At 67.1% G+C, this 23373-nt stretch carries 22 protein-coding genes; 15 read left to right on the forward strand and 7 right to left on the reverse strand.

Annotated elements, in window-relative coordinates; genetic code table 11:
* Position 1: 1 nt before the first annotated feature.
* Genes ACH2CY_RS03980 through ACH2CY_RS03990 form a run of 3 tightly spaced genes read right to left on the reverse strand, consistent with a single transcriptional unit; the run spans position 2 to position 2812 of the window.
* On the reverse strand, positions 2-1015 hold the full coding sequence (locus ACH2CY_RS03980) for a glycosyltransferase family 2 protein (protein WP_395016175.1): 1014 nt from the start codon (positions 1013-1015) through the stop codon (positions 2-4).
* Between the two features lie 52 nt (positions 1016-1067).
* Positions 1068-1808 (reverse strand): hypothetical protein, encoded by a 741-nt coding sequence (locus ACH2CY_RS03985; protein WP_395016178.1) that lies wholly within the window; start codon positions 1806-1808, stop codon positions 1068-1070.
* Positions 1805-2812: a GNAT family N-acetyltransferase gene (locus tag ACH2CY_RS03990; RefSeq protein ID WP_395016181.1), complete on the reverse strand. Its 1008-nt coding sequence runs from the start codon at positions 2810-2812 to the stop codon at positions 1805-1807. The genes ACH2CY_RS03985 and ACH2CY_RS03990 overlap by 4 nt, the downstream gene beginning before the upstream one ends.
* Positions 2813-2937: 125 nt before the next feature.
* On the opposite strand from ACH2CY_RS03990, the gene ACH2CY_RS03995 reads away from it, so the two are divergent.
* Positions 2938-3909 carry a class I SAM-dependent methyltransferase gene (locus ACH2CY_RS03995; RefSeq protein ID WP_395016183.1) on the forward strand — a complete coding sequence of 324 codons (972 nt, stop codon included), beginning with the start codon at positions 2938-2940 and terminating at the stop codon, positions 3907-3909.
* On the opposite strand, the gene ACH2CY_RS04000 is transcribed toward ACH2CY_RS03995, so the two are convergent.
* Positions 3906-4403: an acyltransferase gene (locus tag ACH2CY_RS04000; protein WP_395016186.1), complete on the reverse strand. Its 498-nt coding sequence runs from the start codon at positions 4401-4403 to the stop codon at positions 3906-3908. The genes ACH2CY_RS03995 and ACH2CY_RS04000 overlap by 4 nt on opposite strands.
* A gap of 149 nt (positions 4404-4552) precedes the next feature.
* On the opposite strand from ACH2CY_RS04000, the gene ACH2CY_RS04005 reads away from it, so the two are divergent.
* The 4 genes from ACH2CY_RS04005 to ACH2CY_RS04020 are packed head-to-tail and all read left to right on the forward strand — an operon-like array spanning position 4553 to position 8866.
* Positions 4553-5740 (forward strand): DegT/DnrJ/EryC1/StrS family aminotransferase, encoded by a 1188-nt coding sequence (locus tag ACH2CY_RS04005; RefSeq protein ID WP_395016189.1) that lies wholly within the window; start codon positions 4553-4555, stop codon positions 5738-5740.
* The gene (locus ACH2CY_RS04010) at positions 5734-6744 is read left to right on the forward strand and encodes a Gfo/Idh/MocA family protein (RefSeq protein WP_395016191.1); all 1011 of its coding nucleotides are present in this window, start codon (positions 5734-5736) and stop codon (positions 6742-6744) included. Before ACH2CY_RS04005 ends, ACH2CY_RS04010 begins: the two co-directional genes overlap by 7 nt.
* Before the next feature lie 8 nt (positions 6745-6752).
* On the forward strand, positions 6753-7859 hold the full coding sequence (locus ACH2CY_RS04015) for a DegT/DnrJ/EryC1/StrS family aminotransferase (RefSeq protein WP_395016194.1): 1107 nt from the start codon (positions 6753-6755) through the stop codon (positions 7857-7859).
* Positions 7856-8866, forward strand: a complete 1011-nt coding sequence (locus tag ACH2CY_RS04020) for an SDR family NAD(P)-dependent oxidoreductase (protein ID WP_395016197.1) — start codon at positions 7856-7858, stop codon at positions 8864-8866. Before ACH2CY_RS04015 ends, ACH2CY_RS04020 begins: the two co-directional genes overlap by 4 nt.
* On the opposite strand, the gene ACH2CY_RS04025 is transcribed toward ACH2CY_RS04020, so the two are convergent.
* From ACH2CY_RS04025 to tldD, 3 genes are all read right to left on the reverse strand, one after another.
* On the reverse strand, positions 8867-9364 hold the full coding sequence (locus ACH2CY_RS04025; protein WP_395016199.1) for an acyltransferase: 498 nt from the start codon (positions 9362-9364) through the stop codon (positions 8867-8869).
* Between the two features lie 28 nt (positions 9365-9392).
* Positions 9393-11384, reverse strand: a complete 1992-nt coding sequence (locus tag ACH2CY_RS04030; protein WP_395016202.1) for a hypothetical protein — start codon at positions 11382-11384, stop codon at positions 9393-9395.
* Between the two features lie 107 nt (positions 11385-11491).
* Positions 11492-12925: a metalloprotease TldD gene (gene tldD, locus ACH2CY_RS04035; protein WP_395016204.1), complete on the reverse strand. Its 1434-nt coding sequence runs from the start codon at positions 12923-12925 to the stop codon at positions 11492-11494.
* 369 nt (positions 12926-13294) lie between these two features.
* Here tldD and coxB point away from each other — a divergent pair, with 369 nt between their 5' ends.
* The 10 genes from coxB (at position 13295) to ACH2CY_RS04085 (ending at position 23372) form a co-directional block, all read left to right on the forward strand.
* A complete protein-coding gene (coxB, locus tag ACH2CY_RS04040; protein WP_395016206.1) occupies positions 13295-14197 on the forward strand; it encodes a cytochrome c oxidase subunit II in 903 nt (300 codons plus the stop codon).
* Positions 14198-14226: 29 nt separating this feature from the next.
* Positions 14227-15858, forward strand: coding sequence for a cytochrome c oxidase subunit I (ctaD, locus tag ACH2CY_RS04045; protein WP_395016209.1), 1632 nt, complete (start codon positions 14227-14229; stop codon positions 15856-15858).
* A 73-nt stretch (positions 15859-15931) separates the two neighbouring features.
* Positions 15932-16867 (forward strand): heme o synthase, encoded by a 936-nt coding sequence (cyoE, locus tag ACH2CY_RS04050; RefSeq protein ID WP_395016210.1) that lies wholly within the window; start codon positions 15932-15934, stop codon positions 16865-16867.
* Positions 16864-16989 (forward strand): hypothetical protein, encoded by a 126-nt coding sequence (locus tag ACH2CY_RS04055; RefSeq protein WP_395016212.1) that lies wholly within the window; start codon positions 16864-16866, stop codon positions 16987-16989. Before cyoE ends, ACH2CY_RS04055 begins: the two co-directional genes overlap by 4 nt.
* 1 nt (position 16990) lies before the next feature.
* Positions 16991-17599: a cytochrome c oxidase assembly protein gene (locus ACH2CY_RS04060; protein WP_395016215.1), complete on the forward strand. Its 609-nt coding sequence runs from the start codon at positions 16991-16993 to the stop codon at positions 17597-17599.
* Between the two features lie 59 nt (positions 17600-17658).
* The gene (locus ACH2CY_RS04065) at positions 17659-18507 is read left to right on the forward strand and encodes a cytochrome c oxidase subunit 3 (protein ID WP_395016217.1); all 849 of its coding nucleotides are present in this window, start codon (positions 17659-17661) and stop codon (positions 18505-18507) included.
* Positions 18508-18536: 29 nt separating this feature from the next.
* Positions 18537-18893 carry a DUF983 domain-containing protein gene (locus tag ACH2CY_RS04070; RefSeq protein WP_395016219.1) on the forward strand — a complete coding sequence of 119 codons (357 nt, stop codon included), beginning with the start codon at positions 18537-18539 and terminating at the stop codon, positions 18891-18893.
* A gap of 33 nt (positions 18894-18926) precedes the next feature.
* Positions 18927-19646, forward strand: a complete 720-nt coding sequence (locus tag ACH2CY_RS04075) for an SURF1 family protein (protein ID WP_395016221.1) — start codon at positions 18927-18929, stop codon at positions 19644-19646.
* The gene (locus tag ACH2CY_RS04080; RefSeq protein WP_395016224.1) at positions 19643-21151 is read left to right on the forward strand and encodes a carboxypeptidase M32; all 1509 of its coding nucleotides are present in this window, start codon (positions 19643-19645) and stop codon (positions 21149-21151) included. Before ACH2CY_RS04075 ends, ACH2CY_RS04080 begins: the two co-directional genes overlap by 4 nt.
* Positions 21152-21242: 91 nt before the next feature.
* Positions 21243-23372, forward strand: coding sequence for an ATP-binding protein (locus ACH2CY_RS04085; RefSeq protein WP_395016227.1), 2130 nt, complete (start codon positions 21243-21245; stop codon positions 23370-23372).
* Position 23373 lies beyond the last annotated feature (1 nt).

Genomic DNA, 23373 nt, shown 5'->3' on the forward strand with positions numbered 1-23373 from the left:
GTTAGAGACGGGGGCCGGGCGGCTGCGGATCGGCCGCGACGGCGCGCTCGATGTTGTAGCGCGGCCGGCGGCGGCTTTCGTGCAGCGTGCGCCAGACATATTCGCCGATCACGCCCAGCATGATCATCTGCGTGCCGGCGAGCATCAGGGTCACCACCATCAGCGAGGACCAGCCTTCGACCGGCGCGCTGGCCAGGAAGTAGCCGACCGCGACATAGAGCGCATAGAGGAAGCCGAGGAAGGCGACCAGGAAGCCGAAGATGCTGATCAGGCGCAGCGGCAGATGGCTGAAGGAGATGATGGAGTCGATCACCAGCCGGATCTTCCGGGTGAAGCTCCAGCTCGAGCGGCCGTGCAACCGGGCCTGCTTGTCATACTGGATCTGGCCCTGGCGGAAGCCGAGCCAGAGGATCAGCGCCAGCACGCTGAAGTTGGATTCCTGGCAGCGGATCAGGGCATCCATCACCTTGCGGTCGAGCAGGAAGAAGTCGGCGCCCTGCGGCGGCAGGGTCTCGTTCGGCACCAGGCGCGCGAGCAGCTTGTAATAGACGCGCGAGAGGAAGCGGCCCCAGGGACCGACGCCGCTGCGCTGGCGGCGGCAGGCCCAGACCACCTGGTCGCCGGCGCGCCAGCGCGCGATCATCTCCGGCAAGATCTCGGGCGGGTCCTGGAGATCGGAAGCCATGACCACGGCGGCATCGCCCTGGGCGAGTTCGATCCCGCAGGACGAGGCGACATGCGAGCCGCTGTTGCGGGCGAGCCGCACCACCTTCACGTTGGGGTGCTTGGCCGCCAGCGCCGCCGCGACCTCGAAGGTCTGGTCCGGCGAATGGTCGTCGACCACGATCACTTCCCAGCCAATCCCGGCGCCGCCCAGCGCCTGGGCCAGGCGCTCGAGCAGGATGGGGAGGTTCTGGGCCTCGCGGTAGCAGGGCAGGACGATGCTCAGCACGGGGCTGCGCTGGCTCGCCTGGGCTCCGGCTTCCGGCTGGGCGTGGGGCGCAGACGATTCCAAAAGGCTCTCCAAGGGGCAGATGGGCCCAAGCTAGCGAGACCGCCCCGGTTTATCAACCAAGCGCGGCCAGCTCGGTCAGCGTGTGCCAGCGCAGGCCCCGTGCCGCGACGGCGTCGGCAAGGGCGGCCAGGAAATCGGCGGATCCCGGGCCGGACCAGCGCAGGGCCTTGGCCGAATCGGCGGTGAGGGAGGGAATGTGGTTCTTCACCGACTGGTAGCTGCGGTCGTCGGGGATGTTGAGGGCATGGATGAAGGGATGCACGTTGATGACCTTCAGCCCCGGCGAGAAGAAATCCTCCTGGTAGCGCTCGAACGACCAGGCGCCGCCGCGATGCCAGTGCACGTCGTCCTCCCAGAAGACCGGGAAGCGCCGGATGCCCACCCAATGCTCCAGCGGCTGCAAGCCCTGCTGCAGATAGAGGCAGAGATTGCTGTCGATGCGGATCCCGGCATTGAAGAGTTTCAGCGCGATATGCGTGCCGTCGAGGAAGGCATGGCTGCGCCAGAGCCGGGTCCCCGGCACCAGGCGGAAGGCATGCGCGACCACGGCATCGACATCGGCGCCGTGACTGGAGCCCGGCAGGAAGTTCGGGTGGATGCCGAGCTCCGCCTGGCCGGCTGCGGCGGCGCGCTGCAGCGCGGGGCTCTCATGGGTGAGAAACACGGTCGGTCGGATCCCGCGCGCAGCGGCGAAGCCGAGCAGCTGCTCGATCGCATATTCCGAGGCCCAGTCGGTGTCGCTGGTGAGCGCGAAGACCGGCTCCGTGCGCCAGTCGGAAAGGGCGGTCGTCATGACGCGGCGCTCCAGGTCCAGCGGTCGCGGCAATAACCGACGGCGCCGAGCGATTCCTTGAAGAAGCAGACACCGCGGTTGAGGCTGCCGTCGGGCAGGCTGCTGGGGCCGAGATCCAGCAGCGCCACGCCGTCATCCGCCAGCCGGTCGAGGGTCCAGGCGAAGAGGGCGAGGCTGGCGTTGAGCTCGGCATCCTCCGAGGTCGCGCAGATGTAGAAGGCGTTCTCGATCGTCGCGCTCATCCGCATCAGGAAGAGCCCGGCGACCGGACGGCCCTCGAAGAATTGCAGCGCGATCCGGAACCGATCCGGCAGCCGCCGCAGCAGGTCGGCCAGCTCCGCCGCGCTGTGGGTCGGCGCCACGCCGTGCCTTGCGTAGGTCTCGTTGAAGGCGACCAGGAACGCATCCAGCAGCTCGGCGCCGCCGAGTTTGGTTTCAAACCGCGCATCGTTGGTGGCACGGAGCTTGTTGGTGTTGCGCCGGGCGCGGGAGCGGAACAGCGCTTCATAGCGCGGCGCCGCGCCGTCGAGCGGGATCGCGTGGCAGAGCATGCGCGAAGCCAGCACGAAGCCGGCCGCCTGCAGGCAGAAGCCGAGCGTGTCGCTGGCGTCGCGGCGATAGACCAGCGGCGGCGGCGTGAGCTCGATCGACGACCAGCCTTCCGCCCGGGCATGCGCTTGCAGGGCCTCGAGCACCGCCATCACGTCGGGCGTCGGCAGACGCGGCATCAGCACCGGCCCGCCGAAGGAGGCGCCGAGCGGCGAGCGGAAAGCGGTTCCGGCCATGCCGCCCGGCAGCAGGGCCAGCGGCTGGCCGCCCTTGGCGAGCAGCAGGTGGCGGAACTGGAAACGGCCTTCCGGGTGGTAGGCCAGGAACTCCGGTTCGTGGAACAGGCTGGCGGCGGGCGACTGGGCGAGCAAAGTGCGCCAGGGCGCGAGCGCGGCGGCTTCGGCCGCATGCGCCTGCGGCAGAACGCGAACCCCGATGCCTTCCGGCTGATTCATCCAGCGATCTCTATTTGTCCCGGCTTGGCCCACCGCCTATCAGGCGCACGGACACTTTACAAGCCCGGCTCCGGACGGCTATCCCCCTGGCGACGCGCGGGCTCGGATAGGCGGTGGAGAGTTTCATGACGGCATGGGTTGAACCGCTCTGGGTCAAGGACGTCCTGGCGACGCCGGGTGGCGAGGCCGCGGCGACGATCTCCGGCGACCGCATTCTCTCGGCAAAGGGCGAGGCGATCGGCTACATCGATTCCGGGGTGCTGCGCTTCGGCGTGCGCGCCGACGATCCCTCGATCCATTGGTACCAGAAGGTCGGCGGCGCCAACTTCCACGACCGCTCCAAGGTCGGCTATGCCATGACCACCTTGGATACGCCGATCTATGCCGGCTACACCAAACTGATCCGGCCGTCGCGCAGCGGCGCGCTGGTCGCCGATATCGGCGGCGGCGACGGGCGCAATGCGATGCCCTGGCTCAACGAGACCGATGCGCGGATCGTCGTGGTCGATCCGATCTTCGATGGGCTCTATCGCTTTCGCCAGCGATTGGAAACCGAGCATCCGCAGTGGCTCGACCGCGTGCTGCTGATCGAGGGCGATGCCCGCCGCATTCCGCTGAAGAGCGGCGCCTTTGACGCGGTGCAGAGCATCGAGGCGCTGGCCTATCTCAACGAGGATTATGCCGCGGGCCTGAAGGACTGCCGGCGCATCATGGGATCGGCGGCGCATCTCCTTGTCTCCGACCGCGACTATGAAGGCGGGCTGATGCTGCAGCTGCTTTATTTCGACGGCGTCGCCGGGATGCTGAAGCAGGCCGGCAACCGGGACATCTGGGACGGCAGCGCCGGCAACATGGTGCGCTCGCGCTGCTTCACCCGCGAGGAGCTGGTGGCGATGGCGGAGGAATGCGGGCTGCACGTGCTGGAGCAGCACGGCATCTCATCGCTCTCGCTGATCCTTTCCTATCTGCGCGGGGCCGGGAAGCTGGGCGGTGCGGACGACGAGCCGCATCTGCCCGAGGTGCACAAGCTGCTGGCGCGCCTCGGCGACAACGGCCGCATGATGCGCAGCAACACCCTGGTCTGCCGGAAAGGCTAGACCACCCGCGCCGGTGTGCCCCAGGCCCGGGCGCCGGCCGGGATATCGCCGTTGACCAGGGAGAGCGCGCCGATCACCGCCTTGTCGCCGATGCTGACGCCCATCGCAACGACGCTGTTCGGGCCGATATAGACGCCATTGCCGATCCGAGTCGGCGCCTTGGCCATCGGCTTCTCGCCGAGGGACGTGCTCCATTCGACGGTGTTGTGGGTGTAGATCTGCACCCCGGCCGAGATCGAGCAGAAGTCGCCGATCACCAGCTTGCCGCCGCTGCCGTCCAGGATCACGTTCGGCCCGATCCAGGTGTTTTTGCCGACCGTCACGTCGCCCAGGATCAGCACGTTGTCGTAGCAGGTCGTGCCCTCGCCGAAGCCCATCTCGGCCGCATTGTCCTTACGCTCGGTCAGGAGGTCGCCCAGGGAGACGCGCCGGTTGAAATCCCGCCGCTTTTCCGCCTGGAGTCGCTTCTGCAGGGCGCGAAGTTCGTCGATCATCGAGTCCTCACCGGGTCGTTTCAGCCAACCTAACATGCAGCGTGGCAGTTTGCCGCCGGGCCGGGCGGAGCCGGGGTTGCCCTTGTCGGGGCCGGGCGCGGGATGCTATTCGGAGGCGCCCTTTCCCGAAACGCGCGAAACCTGTCGAAATGTCGAAGACAACCCTGCCTGTTGCCAAGCCGTTCTACGGCCCGGAGGAGGAGCAGGCGGTGGTGCGCGTGCTCCGCTCCGGCTGGGTGACCCAGGGTCCGGAAGTCGCCGCTCTTGAGCGCGAGTTCGCCGACTATTGCGGCGCGCGCCATGCGATCGCCGTCGCCAACTGCACCGTGGCGCTGCACCTCTCGCTGCACGCGGCCGGGGTGGGGGCGGGCGACGAGGTCATCACCGTCAGCCATTCCTTCATCGCCGGGGCCAATGCGATCCGCATGGCGGGTGCGATCCCGGTTTTCGTCGATGTCACCCTCAACGACTTTAACATCGACCCCGCGAAGGTCGAGGCCGCGATCACGCCGCGGACCAAGGCGATCCTGCCGGTGCACCAATTGGGTATGCCGGCGCAGCTGGAGAAGATCCGCGCCGTCGCGGAGAAGCACAAGCTGATCCTGATCGAGGACGCCGCCTGCGGCATCGGCAGCGAGCTGAAGACCGAAGCGGGCTGGATCAAGGTCGGCAAGCCGTTCGGCCTCGCGGCCTGTTTCTCCTTCCATCCGCGCAAATTGCTCGCGACCGGCGACGGCGGCATGATCACCACCGACGACGAGGGTTTCGCCGCGCATCTCCGGCGCCTGCGCCAGCATGCGATGTCGCTCAACGACCGCCAGCGCCACCAGTCCAACCAGGTGATGTTCGAATCCTACGACGAGGTCGGCTTCAACTACCGCATGACCGACATCCAGGCCGCGATCGGCCGCTGCCAGCTGCAGCGCCTCCCCGCGATGGTCGAGGAACGCCGCACCCTTGCCGGCGCCTACAGCCAGGCGCTGGCGCGGATTCCCGGTCTGGTGCCGCCGGCGGACCGCGCCGACACCCGCACCAACTGGCAGAGCTACTGCATCCTGCTGCCTGCAGGCGCCGACCAGCGCGGTGTCATGCAGCGGCTGCTCGACGACGGCATCTCCACGCGCCGCGGCGTGATGTGCATCCACCGCGAGCCGGCCTATGCCAATCCGCCGGAGAGCGACGGCGTCCGCGTGCCGCTCCCCGTTTCCGAGGAGGCGCAGGACCGCGGCATGATCCTGCCGATGTTCGCCGGCATGACCGCGGACCAGGCGCGCTGGGTCGCGGCGCGCATCGACGCGGCGCTGGCCGCCACATCGCAGAAGGCGCGCGCATGCTGAAATACGGCGTGATCGGCTACGGCTACTGGGGGCCGAACCTGGTGCGCGTGTTCAACCAGGCGAAGGATTCGACCGTTGCCGCGGTCGCCGACAAGCTGCCGGCCAACCGCGCCAAGGTCGAGGCGCTCTACCCGAAGACCGCCACCCACGACGACGCGATGGCGGTCATCAACGATCCCGCGATCGACGTGGTCGCGGTCGCGACCCCGGTCTCCACCCATTACACGCTGGCGGCTGCGGCGCTCAACGCCGGCAAGCATGTCCTGGTCGAGAAGCCGCTCTGCGGCAACTTCGCCGATGCCGAGCGCCTGGTCGAGCTGGCGGCGAAGAAGCAGCGCCAGATCTTCTCCGACCACACCTTCGTCTACACCGGCGCGGTGCGGAAGATCGGCGATATGGCGGATGCCGGCGAGCTCGGCCGCATCCTCTATTACGATTCCACCCGCATCAATCTCGGCCTGTTCCAGCACGACGTGAACGTGATCTGGGATCTCGTGGTCCACGACCTCGCGATCCTGGAGCGCATCATGCCGGCGCAGGCGACCGCGATCAGCGCCCAGGCCTTCGACCCGACGGGCAGCGGCCTCGCCAGCGTCGGCTACGTGACCTTGCATTATCCGGGCAATGCCGTCGCCCATGTCCATGCCAGCTGGCTCGCCCCGGTGAAGATCCGCCAGGTGATCGTCGGCGGCGACAAGAGCATGGTCGTCTATGACGACCTCTCGCCCTCGGAGAAGATCCGGATCTACGACAAGGGCGTCGAGTTCGTGCGCGATCCCGTGCGCGAGCATGCGATGCGGGTCGAGTACCGCATCGGCGACATGCGCGCGCCGGTCATCGACACCCGCGAGGCCCTGGCCGTGCTCGCCGCGCATGCCAACGAATGCTTCGCCGCCAACAAGCCGCCGGTCACCTCGGGCGAGGTGGGGATGCGGATCGTCAAGCTGCTGGAGCTGGCCGACAAGTCGGCACAGCAATCCGGCGCCGTCTTACCGGTTTCGTGAGAGACAACGTGGTTCCCTTCCTCGATCTGAAGTCGCAGTACCAGGCCATCAAGCCGGAAGTCGATGCCGCCGTGATCGGCGTGCTGGAGAGCGGGCAGTTCGTGCTCGGCCCGGCGGTGCAGGCCTTCGAGCAGTCCTTCGCCAAGGCCTATGGCATCGAGCATGCGATCGGCTGCAGCTCCGGCACCGCGGCCCTGCATCTCGCCTTGCTCGCGGCCGGCATCGGCCGCGACGACGAGGTGATCACCACGCCGATGACCTTCATCGCCACCGCGATCGCGATCGATCTCGTGGGTGCGAAGCCGGTCTTTGCCGATATCGACCTCGAGACCGCGTTGCTCGATCCTAAGAAGATCGAGGCCGCGATCACTTCGCGGACCAAGGCGATCATGCCGGTCCATCTCTACGGTCAATGCGCCGACATGGCCGCGATCCAGAAGATCGCCGACAAGCACAACCTTATCGTGATCGAGGACGCGGCCCAGGCCCATGGCGCGAAGTTCGACGGCAAGTTCGCCGGCACGATGGGCCGCATGTCCTGCTTCAGCTTCTATCCCGGCAAGAATCTCGGCGCCTACGGCGAGGGCGGCCTGGTCGCGACGGGCGACGCCAAGCTCGCCGAGAAGCTCCGCATGCTGCGCGACTGGGGCCAGACCAAGAAGTACAACCACGAGATCAAGGGCCTCAACTACCGCATGGACGGCGTCCAGGGCGCCGTGCTCGACGTCAAGATGAAGCATATCGAGGCCTGGACCGAGGGCCGCCGCCGCGTGGCCAAGCGCTACCAGCAGGCGCTGGGCAATGTCGCCGGCATCGAGCTGCCCTATGAGCGGCCGGGCTCGCGCCACGTCTGGCATGTCTACGCCGTGCGGGTCGATGCCGCGCGCCGCTCCGAAATCATCGCCAAGCTGAACGAGGCGGGGATCGGCACCAACCTGCATTACCCGGTGCCGGTGCATCTGCAGCCCTGCTTCAAGGAGCTCGGGCACAAGAAGGGCGACTTCCCGGCTGCGGAAGAGCAGGGCGATCGCGAATTGTCGCTCCCCATGTATCCCGAGATGACCGATGCCCAGGTCGAGGAAGTCGCCGGCGCCCTGAAGCGCATCCTGGCGTGAACGCGATCGATCTCGCCAAATCGCGCGTGCTGGTCACGGGCGGCGCCGGCTTCATCGGCAACGAGGTGGCGCGGCAGCTGATCGCAGCGGGGGCCGCGGTCACCGTCGTCGACAACTTCCGCAACGGCAAGCGCGAGAACCTCGCCGACATCCAGTCCGACCGGCTGAAGGTCGAGGCCGCCGACATCCGCGACCGCGACGCGATGACGAAGGCGCTGAAGGGCCAGGACCTGGTCCTGCATCTCGCCTGCCTCGGTGTTCGGCATTCGATCCACGCCCCGCTGGAGAACCACGAGGTCAACGCCACCGCGACCTTGGTGCTGCTGGAACTGGCCCGCGCGGCGGGGGTGAAGCGCTTCGCCAATGTCTCGAGCTCGGAGATCTACGGTACGGCGCGCACCGCGCCGATGACCGAGGACCATCCGCAATACCCGATGACCGTCTACGGCGCCGCCAAGCTCGCCGGCGAGCGCTACACCGACGCCTATTGGAAGACCTACGGCTATCCCACGACCGTCATCCGGCCGTTCAACGCCTTCGGCCCGCGCAGCCATCACGAAGGCGACAGCGGCGAGGTCATTCCGAAATTCATGCTGCGCGCTATGGCGGGCAAGCCGCTGATCGTCCATGGCGACGGGCTGCAGAGCCGTGACTTCACCTTCGTCGCCGACACCGCGCGCGGCATCATCGCCGCTGGCACCCACGAAGCGACCATCGGCGAGACCATCAATCTCGGCAGCGGCAAGGACGTGACCATCAAGGACCTCGCCGAGCTGATTGCCCGCACCTTGCCCGGCAAGAACATCAACGTCGAATACGGCCCCGACCGCCCCGGTGACGTGCGCCGCCTGCTGGCCGACAGCTCGAAGGCGCAGCGGCTGATCGGCTTCAAGCCGCAGACATCGCTGCAGCGGGGATTGGAATTGCTGCGCGACTGGTACCAGTCGAGCGGCAAGGACCCGGAAGAACTGCTGGCGGACGAGCAGATTGTCAACTGGAAGGCTTAGTCACCCGATCTTCGGTTCGTCGCTCACCTGGTCGCGCCGGTCGCCGATGCGGCGCGCCGGATTGCCGATCATGATCGCGTAGTCCGGCACGTCCTTGGTCACCACCGCGCCGGCGCCGATCAGCGCATGCTTGCCGATGGTGATGCCGCAGAGGATGGTCGCGTTGGCACCGATCGCCGCCCCGGTCTCGACCAGGGTCGGCTTCATCTCCCAGTCGTCGGGCGATTTCAACTCGCCGCCGAGCGTGATTGCGGCCGGGAAGAGGTCGTTGGTGAAACAGGCATGCGGGCCAATGAAGACGCCGTCGGCGATCGTCACCCCCTCGGGGATGAAGGCGAAGGCCTGGATCTTGCAGCGCTTGCCGATGGTGACGCCCTTGCGGATCTCGACGAAGGCGCCAATCTTGGTCTCGTCGCCGATGGTGCAGCCGTAGAGGTTGACCAGGTCCGGCTGCGGGATGCCGACATTGGCGCCGAGCACGACATCGTTCTTGATCATCGCGTTTCTCCGTTCCGCGCTCTTAGGTTCAGCGGCAAGCCGCGACTTGGTCCTTGCTGCGGTCGTCCAGGCTTTCGATCCGCATCACGACCGGCAGGCCGGCGGCGGCGGCGCGTTGGCAGAGCGCGGCCTCGTCCAGGCGGCTGCGTTTCTCCGGCGGCGGGCCGTAGCCGAGCAGGGCAAATTCCTGGCGGCACTCGGCCTGGACCGGGACGGTGCCGTCGATCAGCGGCACGCCGGCGACGGCCATCGGCCAGAGGCTGCGCCCGTCGCAATCCGCGACGAAGTTCCAATAATCGGAATCCGGCGGGATATAGGCGGCGGCATCCGCGCTCTTCGCCGTCGCCAGCGCCGAGGCGAGGCTGGCGCCGGAAGGGCTCGGCGGGGTGAGCGCGAACAGCCCGGCCAGCCCATGCTCGGCGAGCGCCCGCTTGGTATCCGCACGCCAGACCTTGCGCTTGTCGTCGGCGTAGTAGGTGGTGTCGCCGGTTCGCACCAGCGCGGTGCCGGAGATCGCCGTGTCGAAGCGGGTGTCGGCGCGGAGGCCGGCATCGACCAGCAGCGCCAGCAGGACCAGGCCGGCCAGCGGCCAGGCGAAGCGGCGGCGCGCCGGCTGCAGCTGCGGGATCAGCGCGGGCAGGCTCGCGATCACCATGGCCAGGGCCGGGGCCATCAGCCAGTTGAGCGCGCTGAAGAAGAAGAACGCATCGCCGCCGGGGATCTCCAGCACCAGTCCCGGCACGTTGGCCGCGAGGGCGGTGACCGCGAAGGCCTCGATCAGCATGAGCCGCGCGGGCTCGGGGACGACGTCCTTGAGCAGCACCAGGGCGCCGATCACGACCAGCAGCGTCGCATGCACGGCGAGCGGCAGCAGGTAATTGCCGGCCTGGAACCCGGACTGAACGAAGAAGGGGGTGCCGAACAGCACCGCGCCGGATTGGCCGGGATCGTTGGCGAGCAGCACGCTGCCCACGAAGAGGAGGGACATGGCGACGGCGGTGATCCAGAAGGCCGGGCGCTTCGGCCCGATCAGGCGCAGCACCAGCCAGCCGATCAGCGCGCACCAGACCGCGCCGGTCGAGACCTTGGCGAGGCTGAGCAGCGGCACGGCCAGGATCGCGGCGCCGAGCGCGACATGCGCCGCGGCGCGGCGCACCAGCAGTTCGAGCACGATCGGCGGCGCCAGCAGGACGAAAAGCGTCCCGCTGAACAGCATGGGCTCGCCCTGCAACGAGAGCTCGTTCCAGGATCCGCACTGCACCAGCAGGGCCACGATGACGGCGGCGGTCGCCGCCGCCAGCGCCCGGAGCCCGACCGGCAGCAGGGCCTGGCCGAACAGCAGGCCGCCCCAGCCCACGGCGAAGACGGCGAGGGGGAACAGCACCGAGGCATGCAGGATGACGAGCCCGAGCAGCGCGTCGATGCCGGCACCCCCGGCGATCGCCGCCGCCAGCACATCGACGCCGGTGTGGTAGCGCAGCAGATGCAGGCCGTCGATCCCGGTGCTTGGAAAATGGAAGTAGCGATAGGCGTTGATGATCGCACCGTGGAACATCACGTCGCCGTCGGTGCGGCCGTAGAGCAGCAGCTGGTCGGAAATGAAGTTGGTGTACTTGCTCCCGGCGATCAGCAGCGCGGAGAGCAGGGCGGCTGCGAGCAGCAGCAGCAGCCAGGCGACGAGCCGCCGCGGCGACAGGAAGGCGTTGTCGAGCAGCCGCCGGACGGCGATGCCGGCGCAGGCCAGGGCGGCGAGCCAGAGCAGGGCGAAACCGACCGTGCCTAAGGCCGCCAGGCCGCAACCCACCAGCAGCCCGACCACGGCCAGCGGCCCGGCCCAGATCGAGCCGCCCCAGAGCAAGGCCGGCAGCACGGCGACGGCGACGATGGCGGGCCCGAGCAGAATCGCCAGCGGCGGGTTCGGCAGGCCGACCCGGAAGGCGACGAGGATCGCGGTGATGAGGATGGACAACGCGACGGCGAACAGGCCGAGCCGCAGTTGTTCAAGTTCCGGCCGAATCATCTCCGCGGAGCGGCCTTCCCCCGGCATTTGCTCTCTCGATTCTCAAGATGTGACAACGGCGGCACGCTATCAGGCGCACCGCCGGTTGCCTAGCTTCGCCGCGGTCGTTACGCGCCGGTGCCGCCGACCGTCAGGCCGCCGATCAGCAGGGTTGGCTGGCCGACGCCGACCGGGACACCCTGGCCGTCCTTGCCGCAGGTGCCGATGCCGGGATCGAGCATCATGTCGTTGCCGATCATATCGACCTTGGTCAGCACGTCCGGCCCGTTGCCGATCAGGGTCGCGCCCTTGACCGCCGGACCGATCTTGCCGTCCTCGATCAGGTACGCCTCAGCCGCGGAGAACACGAACTTGCCAGAGGTGATGTCGACCTGGCCGCCGCCGAAGTTGACGGCGTAGAGGCCCTTCTTCACCGAAGTGATGATCTCCTTCGGGTCGTGCGGCCCATTCATCATGATCGTGTTGGTCATGCGCGGCATCGGATGATGCGCGAAGCTCTGGCGCCGGCCGTTGCCGGTCGGCTTCATGCCCATCAGCCGGGCGTTCTGACGGTCCTGGATATAACCGACCAGGATGCCGTCCTCGATCATGGTGGTGCACTGGGTCGGCGTGCCTTCGTCGTCGATGGTGAGCGAGCCCCGGCGCTGCCCCAGCGTGCCGTCGTCCACGACGGTCACACCCTTCGCGGCGACGCGCTGGCCCATCAGGCCCGCAAACGCCGAGGTCTTCTTGCGGTTGAAGTCGCCCTCGAGACCGTGGCCGATTGCCTCGTGCAGCAGGATGCCGGGCCACCCGGGACCCAGCACGACCTGCATCTCGCCGGCGGGGGCGGGCACCGAGTCGAGGTTCACCAGGGCCTGGCGCAGGGCCTCGTCCACGCTCGCCTTCCAATGCTCGGGCTCGATCAGCGTCTCGTAGCCGATCCGGCCGCCGGAACCATGGCTGCCGGTCTCCATCTTGCCGTCGGCTTCGACCATGATGGAGACGTTGAGGCGGACCAGCGGGCGGATATCGGCGGTGCGGGCGCCGTCGCCGCGCAGGATCTCGATCGCCTGCCAGGAGGCGGCGACCGAGGCCATGACCTGCTTCACCCGCGGATCCTTGGCCCGGGCATAGGCGTCGATCTCCTGCAAGACCTTCACCTTGGTCTCGAACGGCACCAGGGAAATCGGATTGTCCGGCGCGTAGAGCTGCCGGTTGGTGCCGTTCGGCGCCAGGTCGAGCTTGCCGCCGCGCCCGGCATGGACCGCCTTCACCGTCTCCGCGGCGCGCTTGATCGCGGCCTCGGAGAGCTCGCTGGCATGGGCATAGCCGTGGGTTTCACCGCTCACCGCGCGCAGCCCGAAGCCTTGCGTGGTGTCGAAGCTGGCGCTCTTCAACCGGCCGTCGTCGTAGGAGAGGGCCTCGGACTGGGCGTATTCCAGATAGAGCTCGCCGTCATCGGCCCCCGACAGCGAATCGGCGACCGTGCGCTCGATTCGGCTGCGGTCCAGCCCGGCGCGCTCGAAAAACAGCCGGTCGGCCTCGATCAGATTCGACATGGATCCTCCGGAAAACGCGGTACTCTTGGAGCAATATAAGTCATCCGGCGCGCTCACCAACCGCGTTTACGGTGGGCGTTTACCTTTATTGCGACGGATCGTCGCAGAATCGGATTGACCGGGAGCAAAGCCCTCCGCCTTAAGGCGTGCAAGGCCCCGAAATGCTTGAGTTATCGAGATCGCCCATGTAGGGTCGGCTCGCTTTCGATGGGGGTCGGACGCAAGCCTGCGGCTGCCCGTCAAAGCCTTGGAATGAGAGCAAATTCTTTCGCCGGAAGGGCTGATCGGTCCGTTTCCGGCCTTTCGCACACGTCGGCGGGACGGGTCTTAGGGGGCCTTGCGAGCGCCGACAGGACGGGGTGGTTCGATATGTCGTTGAAGCGTCTTCTTGCACAAGCTGCCTGGGTGCTCGGAGTCACATGTGGGGGCGGGGCCGCGTTTGCCCAAGAGGTGATCGGCGAGCCGAAGCCCGATCAGCTCGGCCTGCAGCCGCCCGTGACCGCCTTGGCCGAGGAGCTGGACTGGATCCACAACGCGATCCTGACGCCGATCATCTTCGTGATCGCCATCTTCGTCATGCTGCTGCTGCTCTATGTGATGTACCGCTTCAACGCCAAGCGGAACCCGGTCCCGTCCAAGGTCACCCACAACACCATGCTGGAGATCGCCTGGACCGGCATCCCGGTGCTGATCCTGGTGCTGATCGCGATCCCGTCCTTCCGCCTGCTCTATAACCAGCTCGAGATCCCGAAGCCGGACATGACCATCAAGGCGATCGGCCACCAGTGGTACTGGTCCTATGTCTATCCGGACAACGGCAACTTCACCTTCGACGCCCGCATGGTCACCGCCGAGGACGCGGTCGCCAAGGAGAAGAACGTCATCCGCCTGCTCGACACCGACGAGGAAGTCGTGCTGCCGGTCGGCAAGAACATCCGGATCCAGATCACCTCGGAAGACGTGATCCACTCCTGGACCATCCCGAGCTTCGGCGTGAAGCACGACGCGACGCCGGGCCGGGTGAACGAGAGCTGGTTCAACATCGAGAAGCCCGGCATCTACTACGGCCAGTGCTCCGAGCTCTGCGGCGTCCAGCATGCCTACATGCCGATCAAGGTCCGCGCCGTGACGCCGGAAGAGTTCGACGCCTGGGTCAAGGAAGCCCAGGGCAAGTTCGACAAGCTGGATGCGCCCGCCGCTTCGGCCGCGCCCACCAGCACCGACGGATCGAGCGCGCTCGCTTCCGCCACCCAAGTTCAAACGGCGAATTGATCCGCCGGTAGTTTGAGGGACACCCTGCCATGAGCCCCGTCTCCACTTCGCACGCCCACGACAGCCACGATCACGGCCATCACCCGACCGGGATCATCCGCTACCTCTATTCGACGAACCATAAGGACATCGGCACGATGTACCTTATCTTCGCGGTGGTGGCGGGCTGCATCGGCGGCTTGTTCTCGATCTTCATGCGCGCCGAGCTGATGAGCCCGGGCATCGATCTGCCGATGTTCGGCGGCGACGCCGCCCCGGACCAGCAGTACTGGAACGTGGTGATCACCGCCCACGCGCTGATCATGATCTTCTTCACGGTCATGCCGGCGATGATCGGCGGCTTCGGCAACTGGTTCGTGCCGCTGATGATCGGCGCGCCGGACATGGCCTTCCCGCGCATGAACAACATCAGCTTCTGGCTGCTGATTCCGTCCTTCGCCCTGCTGATCGGCTCGGCCTTCGTGGACGGCGGCGCCGGCACCGGCTGGACGCTCTATCCGCCGCTGGCCACGCAACAGGGCATCGCCGTGGACATGGCGATCTTCTCAATGCACTTGGCGGGCGCCTCGTCGATCCTGGGCGCCATCAACTTCATCACCACCATCTTCAACATGCGCGCCCCGGGCATGACCCTGCACCGGATGCCGCTGTTCGTCTGGTCGGTGCTGGTCACCGCCTTCCTGCTGCTGCTCTCGCTCCCCGTTTTCGGCGGCGCGATCACCATGCTGCTGACCGACCGCAACTTCGGCAGCCATTTCTTCGATCCCGCCGGCGGCGGCGACCCGATCCTGTTCCAGCACCTGTTCTGGTTCTTCGGCCATCCGGAAGTCTACATTCTCATTCTCCCGGGCTTCGGCATGATCAGCCAGATCATCTCGACCTTCTCGAAGAAGCCGGTGTTCGGCTATCTCGGGATGGCCTACGCGATGGTCGCGATCGGTTTCGTCGGCTTCGTCGTCTGGGCCCACCACATGTACATGGCCGGCCTCGACGTCGACACCCGCGCCTACTTCACCGCGGCGACCATGGTCATCGCGGTGCCGACCGGCATCAAGATCTTCTCCTGGATCGCGACGATGTGGGGCGGCTCGATCACCTTCCGCGTGCCGATGATGTGGGCCCTCGGCTTCATCTTCCTGTTCACGGTCGGTGGCGTCACCGGCGTGGTCCTGGCCAATGCCGGCGTCGATGTGGCGCTGCACGACACCTATTACGTCGTCGCGCACTTCCACTACGTGCTCAGCCTGGGCGCCGTGTTCTCGATCTTCGCCGGCTACTACTACTGGATCGGCAAGATGTCGGGCCGCGAGCACCCGGAATGGGCGGGCAAGCTCCACTTCTGGACCACCTTCATCGGCGTGAACCTGACCTTCTTCCCGCAGCATTTCCTCGGCCTCGCGGGCATGCCGCGGCGCTATCCGGACTATCCGGACGCCTTCTCGACCTGGAACGAGATTTCCTCGATCGGCGCCTTCATCTCCTTCGCCTCGACGCTCTTCTTCGTGGCAATGGCGCTCTACACCGTGTTCGCCGGCCGCAAGGTTGGTGCGAACCAGTGGGGCGAGGGCGCCACGACCCTGGAATGGACGGTGTCCTCGCCGCCGCCGTTCCACACTTTCGAAGACCTGCCGGTGATCAAGCCGGCTGAAGGTCACCACTGACGACGATCGGCGGCGGGCCCCTTTCCAATTGAGGGTGGCCCGCCGCCGGATTGTCGGGATGAACTGACTGGACATGGCCGAACAGCAGATTGGCATCGCGAACGAAGCAGCCACCGCAACTGCGGTGGGTGAGGGCGCGTCGGTCGGCGACTTCATCGCGCTCCTGAAGCCGCGCGTGATGTCGCTGGTGGTGTTCTCCGGTTTCGCCGGCCTCTATGTGGCGCCGGGCCATATCCATCCGGTGATTGCCGCGGTGGCGGTCCTCTGCATCGCGGTCGCCGCCGGCGCTTCCGGTGCGATCAACATGTGGTACGACCGCGACATCGACGCCGTCATGTCGCGGACCCGCGGCCGCCCGATCCCGCGCGGCGTGGTGACGCCGGAACAGGCGCTGACCTTCGGCCTGGTGCTGTCGCTGTTCTCGGTCATGCTGATGGACATCGCGGTCAACACCACCGCGGCGGCGCTGCTGGCCTTCACCATCTTCTTTTATGTCGTGGTCTATACGATCTGGCTGAAGCGTTCGACGCCGCAGAACATCGTGATCGGCGGCGCCGCCGGCGCCTTCCCGCCGATGATCGGCTGGGCCGCCGTGACCGGCGACGTCAGCCTCGCATCGATCGGGCTGTTCCTGATCATCTTCATGTGGACGCCACCGCATTTCTGGGCGCTCTCGCTCTACCGTGAGGGGGATTATGCCAAGGCCGGCGTGCCGATGATGCCGGTGGTGGCCGGCCAGCGCTCCACCAAGCTGCAGATGCTGGTCTACACCTTGATCCTCTGCCCGCTGACCCTGCTGCCGGTCACTTTCGGCGTCGCCGGCTGGGTCTATGGCGCGGTTTCGGTCGCGCTCAACCTCGGCTTCGTCGGCCATGCGATCCGGGTGCTGAAGAGCGACGATCTCCGTTACGCCAAGCGCATGTTCGGCTTCTCGCTCATCTATCTCTTCGCGCATTTCGCCGTGCTGTGCATCGATCGCGCGCCCGGCCTGCTGGAGCTGGTGCGATGAGCGCGCAATTGACCGAAAAGCAGAAGCGCCTGCGCCAGCGCAACTGGGCGCTGCTGGCGGCCCTGGCCGCCTTCGTCGTGCTGGTCTATGTCGTCACCATCGTGAAGATGAAGGGCGGCTGAGATGACCAGGCAGGCGCGCCGCAATCTCAACGTCGTGATGGGCCTGGTTGCCGTGATCGCCTTCATGGTGGGGCTGACTTTCGCCGCCGTGCCGCTCTATCGCATCTTCTGCGAGCGCACCGGCTTTGAAGGCACGCCGATCCGTGCCGACGTTGCGGGCCAGCGCGGCAAGGCGATCGACCGCATGGTGACGGTCAGCTTCACCGGCGACGTCAACCAGAGCATGCCCTGGGCCTTCTACCCGAAGCAGAACAAGATCGAGGCCAAGGTCGGCGAGACCTATCTCGCCTTCTTCGAGGCGAAGAATCTCTCGGACAAGCCGATCACCGGAACCGCGACCTTCAACGTCTCGCCGGAGCTCTGGGGTCCGTATTTCGTGAAGATCGAGTGCTTCTGCTTCACCGAGCAGACCCTGCAGCCGGGGGAGTCGATCGAGATGCCGGTGACCTTCTATCTCGACCCGGCGCTGGCGGACGACAAGCTGCTGAACCGGATGTCGGACGTGACCTTGTCCTACACCTTTTTCAAGGCGGCCGATCAGCCGTCGGCGCAGGACGCGCCGGCCAAGGTCGGTTCGGCCGAACCGGCGTCGAAGCCGGCCGTGAACTGAATGCGCGAATCTGCCGGCCGGGTCCAAGGGGGACCGGCCGCGAAGGGAGAGTGGAGACCATGAGCGACGCAGCCCATAAGCCGAACCATCCTTACCACCTGGTCGATCCCAGCCCCTGGCCGGTGGTCGGCGCGCTGGCGGGCGGCCTGTTCACCGGCGGCATGGTGCTCTACATGCACGATATCGCCGTGTTCGGGCACAAGTTCGGGCTCGGCAACATCGTCCCCGGCGTGCTGCTGATCGCCGCCACCATGTATCTCTGGTGGCGCGACGTGGTTAAGGAGGGCGAGTTCCAGGGCCACCACAGCCCCGTCGTGCAGATCGGCCTGCGCTACGGCATGGCGCTGTTCATCGCCTCCGAGGTGATGTTCTTCTCCGCCTTCTTCTGGGCCTTCTTCGACTTCTCGATCTTCCCGCGCGAGGCCTCCGGCGGCGTCTGGCCCCCGACCGGCCCGACCGCGATCACGCCGCTGGATCCCTATGCGATCCCGCTCCTGAACACGCTGATCCTGCTGACCTCGGGCTGCACGGTCACCTGGGCGCACCACGCGCTGAAGCACAACGACCGCGCCGGCCTCATTCAGGGTCTGGCGCTGACCGTGGTGCTCGGCATCCTGTTCACCTCGTTCCAGGCCTACGAGTACATGCACGCGCCTTGGGGCTTCAAGGACGGCATCTACACCTCGACCTTCTTCATGGCGACCGGCTTCCACGGCTTCCATGTGATCGTCGGCACCATCTTCCTGATCGTCTGCCTGGTGCGCGCGATCCGGGGGCACTTCAAGCCGGATCATCACTTCGGCTTCGAGGCGGCCGCCTGGTACTGGCATTTCGTGGACGTGGTCTGGCTGTTCCTGTTCAGCTTCGTCTACATCTGGGGCAGCGGCCCCGGCCCGTTCGCGGGCTGACCATGCGCGGCGACCGGTAGCCCGGACTCATGGCCGGCTACCGGTCGCCGATCGCTTCCGGCCTGGCGGGCGTCTGCCCGCGCTGCGGCCAAGGCAAGCTGCTGGCGGGTTTCCTCAAACCCGCTCCCTCCTGCTCCAATTGCGGCCTCGACTACCACGCCGAAGAGACCGGCGACGGGCCGATCGCCTTCGTGATCCTGATCTGGGGCGCGATCGTGATGGGCTTCGCCTTCTGGGCCGAGTTCACCTTCGATCCGCCTTACTGGCTCTTCGTCGTCATCCTGATCCCGCTCACGCTGGGCGGCGGCGCCCTGCTGATGCGCCCGGCGAAATCGGTGTTGATGGCGCTCCAGCTCCATCACCGCGCGGGCCAGGACCGCCGTTGAACGCCCGCCCGTTCTGATTATCTAGGCAGTATCATGCGTCTTCCCTTCCGCCCCACCTTCTGGCCGACGTTGTTTACCGTGCCGGCGATCCTGGTCATGATCGGCCTCTCGGTCTGGCAGGTGCAGCGCCTGCACTGGAAGGAAGGCGAGATCGCCGAGCGCGTCGCGCGCACCACCGCCGAACCGGTCCCGCTGCCGCCGGTCGGCACCGATCTCGCGCCGCTGGAGTTCCGCCGGGTGACCGTCACCGGCAGCTTCGACCACGCCCATGAGCTCTATCTCGCCGCCCGCTCGCAAAACGGCAATGTCGGCTACTGGATCATGACGCCGATGAAGCTGGACAGCGGTGAAAGCGTGCTGATCGAGCGCGGCTGGGTCCCGGAGAACCAGAAACGGCCGGAAACCCGTCCCCAGGGCCAGCTTGCCGGCACCGTGACCCTCAACGGCTTCATCCGGCTGCCGCAGGTGAAGACCTATTTCCAGCCGGACAACGAGCCCGCCAAGAACGTCTGGTTCTATATCGATCCGGCGCAGATGGCGGCGGCGGCCGGTGTCGCCGTCCGCACCGATCTCTATCTCGATGCCGAGAAGACGGAAATTCCCGGTAACTATCCGCTCGGCGGGCAGACCCGGATCGAGCTCCCCAACGACCACCTGCAATACGCCGTCACCTGGGCGCTGCTGGCGCTTTCGCTGGCGGGCGTGTATGTCGTCTATCACCTGAAACTGGAACGCGAGCGAGGCAGTCGGTGACCGGAAATACAGTCGGCGCCTACGAGAACCTGGAGCAGCGCTTCCGCCGCTGGTCGGCGCTCCGCGACGCCGCCGGCATGCTGCATTGGGACATGTCGGCGATGATGCCGGAAGGCGGCCATTCCGCCCGCGCCGAGCAGCTCGCGGCCTTGGGCGTGGTTTCGCACCAGCTTCTCACCGAACCCAAGACCGGCGAGCTCCTGGCCGCCGCGGGCGAGGAGGAGCGGGGCCTGGACGACTGGCAGCGCGCCAACCTCAACGAGATGCGCCGGGTCCATGTCCACGCGACCGCGCTCAACTCCGATCTCGTCGAGGCGATGAGCAAGGCCTCGACCGCCTGCGAGGCGGTCTGGCGCCAGGCGCGTCCGGCCGGCGATTTCGCCATGGTGCAGCCGCATCTGGAAGCGATCATCCGCCTGGTGCGCGAGGCCGCTTCGGCAAAAGCCGAGAAGCTCGGCCTCTCGCCCTATGAAGCGCTGATGGACGAATACGAGCCCGGCAGCCGCACCGCCGACATCGACGCGGTGTTCGGCGATTACGCCGCCTTCCTGCCGGAGTTCCTGGGTTCCGTGCTTGAGCGCCAGGCGCAGGGCAAGCCGCCGGTTGAGCCCAAGGGGCCCTTTCCGGTCGCGGCGCAGAAGGCGCTGGGCGAGCGGGTGATGAAGACCATCGGCTTCGACTTCGATCACGGCCGGCTCGACACCAGCCTGCATCCCTTCTGCGGCGGCGTGCCGGACGACGTGCGCATCACCACCCGCTATTCCGAGGACCAGGTGACCTCGGCCTTGATGGGCATCATCCACGAGACCGGCCATGCGATGTACGAGCGCGGCCTGCCCGCGCAATGGCGGCTGCAGCCGGTCGGCCAGTCGCGCGGCATGGCTCTGCACGAGAGCCAGTCGCTGCTGGTCGAGATGCAGGCCTCGCGCAGCCTCGACTTCTGCACCTTCCTCTCGCCGCTGCTGAACGAGGCCTTCCCCGGCAACGAGGCGGCCTTCGCGCCGGAGAATCTGCAGCGGCTCTACAGCCGGGTCGAGCGCGGCTTCATCCGGGTCGATGCCGACGAGGTCACCTATCCGGCCCATGTCATCCTGCGCTATCGCCTGGAGCAGGCCCTGGTGAAGGGCGATCTGCAGGTCGCCGACCTCCCCGGTGCCTGGAACGAGGGCATGCAGTCCTTGCTCGGGATCAAGCCGCCCAGCGACCGCGAGGGCTGCCTGCAGGACATCCACTGGTTCGACGGCGCGGTCGGCTACTTCCCCTGCTACAGCCTGGGCGCGATGACCGCGGCGCAGCTCTATGCCGCGGCCTGCGCCGCAAACCCCGACATCCCGGCGTCGATCGCGCGGGGTGATTTCTCAGCCCTGATGGCCTGGCTCCGGCCCAACGTGCATGAGCGCGCCTCGAGCATGACGACCCGGGAAATCGTGACCGCGGCGACTGGCCGCCCGCTCGACGTCGGGGTCTTCAAGGCGCATCTGCAGCAGCGTTATTTGCCCGACTGAACAACAGGCTAGCCGTCGGTCACGGGCCGATCACGGGAAGAGTCGTAGCGTTCAATCATCGACGCCGATGATTCGGTGAGGGGTGAGGGGGATGGTGACAGACTCCGACGGCGGCACGCAAAGCGGCTTGCCGCGCGCATCGCGCGGCTGGCATGGTGGCGGTCGAGGCCGCAACGCGATGATGCCGAAGCTTGCTATCGACTTCCGTTCCGAGGAGAACCGCGTTCGGCTCTACTACGCCGCGGCGGTCTCCTTGTTCGGCGCGCTCGCCAGCCGCCTGGTGGCTTCGAGCCTCCTCCCCTGGAATGACGGTGGTTTGGGGCTGTTCTGGTGCGGCGCCGTGGCTTTGGCGCCGCTTGTGCTTTATGGCTGGCGCGCCTTGCCGGCCGCGATCACCCTGGCCTTCGCGGTGGAGGCGATCTCCCGCGGCGGCGCCGAAGGTACCTTGATCGCGGCGACCGGCGACGTGCTCGAGGCGGTGCTGGCCTATGCCGCGATGGCGCGCTTCGCCCTCTTCGATCCCCGGTTCCGCACCCAGGACGACCTGCAGCGCTTCGTGCTGTTCGGCGTCGTGCTGGTTCCAGCGGTTTCCGGCATTGTCGGCACGCTGGTGGTGGCGCCACACACCGATATTCACCCGCTGGCCCTCTGGTTCGGCTGGGCCACCGCCGATGCGACCGCGGTGCTGATGACGGTGCCGATGGCGCTCGTATGGGTGACCCAGGCCCGGGTACGGGGCCCGCGCTGGATGGAGATCGCCGCGCTCGCGGGCTCGGCCTGCTGGCTGCTCTTCATGGTCGGCTGGATGACGCCGGACCTGGCGGTCGGCGTCTCGACCCTGGCGGTGATCGGCCTGCCGCTCGCCTTCTGGGCCGCGATCTCCTATGGCCGCCGCGGCGCCAGCCTCTCGGCGCTGCTGCTGGCGGTGGCGCTGGTCGGCGCCGCGCGCTTCGGCGTGATGCCCTTTCCCCATTTCTCGCTCGACGGCGAGCGGATCGCGCTGGCCGGCATGCTGGCCGCGGTGCTGATCGGCCTGCTCGTGGTCGCGATCGCCCGCTCGGAAGGCGACCGCCAACAGGACGAGATCCTGGAGAGCGAGAGCCGCCTGAAGATGATGATGGAAGGCAGCCGCATCGTCCCTTACGCGAAGGACGGTCCGCATTTTCTCGACTACTCCTATGTCGGCGAGCGCGCGGTCGCGACCTTCGGCCATCCCATGGCCGAGTGGGTGAAGCCGCGGGCCTGGATCACGTTCATCCACCCCGACGACCGCGAGCGGATGAAGCGCCTCGCCGCCGCCGAGCTCCGCCCCGACGAGGACCACGAATGGGAATACCGGATCGTCGCCGGCGACGGCCGGGTCATCTGGGTGCGCGATCTCTTCCGCGTCGATCGCAAGGTGGACGGCTCGCTGGAGCTCCGCGGCATGCTGATCGACGTCTCGGCCCAGAAGCAGCGCGAACTCGACCTCGAGGAAAGCCGCCGCGAGATCGAGGCGGCCATGAAGCAGGCCGAGGCCGCCAACCGCGCCAAGACCAGCTTCCTCGCCACCGTCAGTCACGAATTGCGCACGCCGATGAACGCGGTGATCGGCTTCGCCGACGTCCTCAACGGCGAGGCCTATGGCCACTTGAACGACCGGCAGAAGGAATGCGTCGCCGACATCGCCGGCTCCGGCCGGCATCTGCTGCGGATGATCAACGACATCCTCGACATGTCGAAGATCGAGGCCGGCAAGTTTCCGCTGATCGAGGAAGTCTTCGACGTGTCAGCGGTGCTCGGCGCCGCCGCCCGCTTCGTCTCCCAGGAGATCGACGGCAGGCAGGTTTCCTTCGCGACGCATATCTCGCTGGGCGCGGTCGGCTTCAACGGCGACCAGCGCGCGGTGACCCAGATCGTGCTCAACCTGCTGACCAACGCCGCCAAGTTCACGCCGGCCGGCGGCCGGGTCGAGCTGAAGGCCCATGCCGACGGCGACGGTCTCACGATCAGCGTCGCCGATACCGGCCGCGGCATGTCACCGGAGACGATCGAGCGCGCCTTCGAGCCCTTCTTCCAGGGCAGCGACAGTGATGTCAGCCGCAAGCGGGAAGGGACCGGCCTCGGCCTCGCCATCTCCCGCCGCCTGGCCGAGATGCACGGCGGCACCGTCACCTTGAAGAGCTGTATCGGCGAGGGCACCACGGCCATCCTCTGGCTGCCGCCCAGCCGGCTGGTCTAGG

The sequence above is a fragment of the Dongia sp. genome (genome assembly GCF_041905885.1).
In the GTDB taxonomy this organism is placed as follows: Bacteria; Pseudomonadota; Alphaproteobacteria; order Dongiales; family Dongiaceae; genus Dongia.

What these genes read in the sequence shown, in the direction of transcription:
- ACH2CY_RS04010 (WP_395016191.1), top strand. Translation starts at nt 5,734, where the DNA reads ATGCTGAAATACGGCGTGATCGGCTACGGCTACTGGGGGCCGAACCTG.
- ACH2CY_RS04025 (WP_395016199.1), bottom strand. Translation starts at nt 9,364, where the DNA reads ATGATCAAGAACGATGTCGTGCTCGGCGCCAATGTCGGCATCCCGCAG.
- ACH2CY_RS04000 (WP_395016186.1), bottom strand. Translation starts at nt 4,403, where the DNA reads ATGATCGACGAACTTCGCGCCCTGCAGAAGCGACTCCAGGCGGAAAAG.
- ACH2CY_RS03995 (WP_395016183.1), top strand. Translation starts at nt 2,938, where the DNA reads ATGACGGCATGGGTTGAACCGCTCTGGGTCAAGGACGTCCTGGCGACG.
- ACH2CY_RS04070 (WP_395016219.1), top strand. Translation starts at nt 18,537, where the DNA reads ATGGCCGGCTACCGGTCGCCGATCGCTTCCGGCCTGGCGGGCGTCTGC.
- ACH2CY_RS04055 (WP_395016212.1), top strand. Translation starts at nt 16,864, where the DNA reads ATGAGCGCGCAATTGACCGAAAAGCAGAAGCGCCTGCGCCAGCGCAAC.
- ACH2CY_RS03985 (WP_395016178.1), bottom strand. Translation starts at nt 1,808, where the DNA reads ATGACGACCGCCCTTTCCGACTGGCGCACGGAGCCGGTCTTCGCGCTC.
- ACH2CY_RS04030 (WP_395016202.1), bottom strand. Translation starts at nt 11,384, where the DNA reads ATGATTCGGCCGGAACTTGAACAACTGCGGCTCGGCCTGTTCGCCGTC.
- ACH2CY_RS03990 (WP_395016181.1), bottom strand. Translation starts at nt 2,812, where the DNA reads ATGAATCAGCCGGAAGGCATCGGGGTTCGCGTTCTGCCGCAGGCGCAT.
- ACH2CY_RS04005 (WP_395016189.1), top strand. Translation starts at nt 4,553, where the DNA reads ATGTCGAAGACAACCCTGCCTGTTGCCAAGCCGTTCTACGGCCCGGAG.
- ACH2CY_RS04060 (WP_395016215.1), top strand. Translation starts at nt 16,991, where the DNA reads ATGACCAGGCAGGCGCGCCGCAATCTCAACGTCGTGATGGGCCTGGTT.
- cyoE (WP_395016210.1), top strand. Translation starts at nt 15,932, where the DNA reads ATGGCCGAACAGCAGATTGGCATCGCGAACGAAGCAGCCACCGCAACT.
- ctaD (WP_395016209.1), top strand. Translation starts at nt 14,227, where the DNA reads ATGAGCCCCGTCTCCACTTCGCACGCCCACGACAGCCACGATCACGGC.
- ACH2CY_RS04085 (WP_395016227.1), top strand. Translation starts at nt 21,243, where the DNA reads ATGGTGACAGACTCCGACGGCGGCACGCAAAGCGGCTTGCCGCGCGCA.
- ACH2CY_RS04075 (WP_395016221.1), top strand. Translation starts at nt 18,927, where the DNA reads ATGCGTCTTCCCTTCCGCCCCACCTTCTGGCCGACGTTGTTTACCGTG.
- coxB (WP_395016206.1), top strand. Translation starts at nt 13,295, where the DNA reads ATGTCGTTGAAGCGTCTTCTTGCACAAGCTGCCTGGGTGCTCGGAGTC.
- ACH2CY_RS04065 (WP_395016217.1), top strand. Translation starts at nt 17,659, where the DNA reads ATGAGCGACGCAGCCCATAAGCCGAACCATCCTTACCACCTGGTCGAT.
- tldD (WP_395016204.1), bottom strand. Translation starts at nt 12,925, where the DNA reads ATGTCGAATCTGATCGAGGCCGACCGGCTGTTTTTCGAGCGCGCCGGG.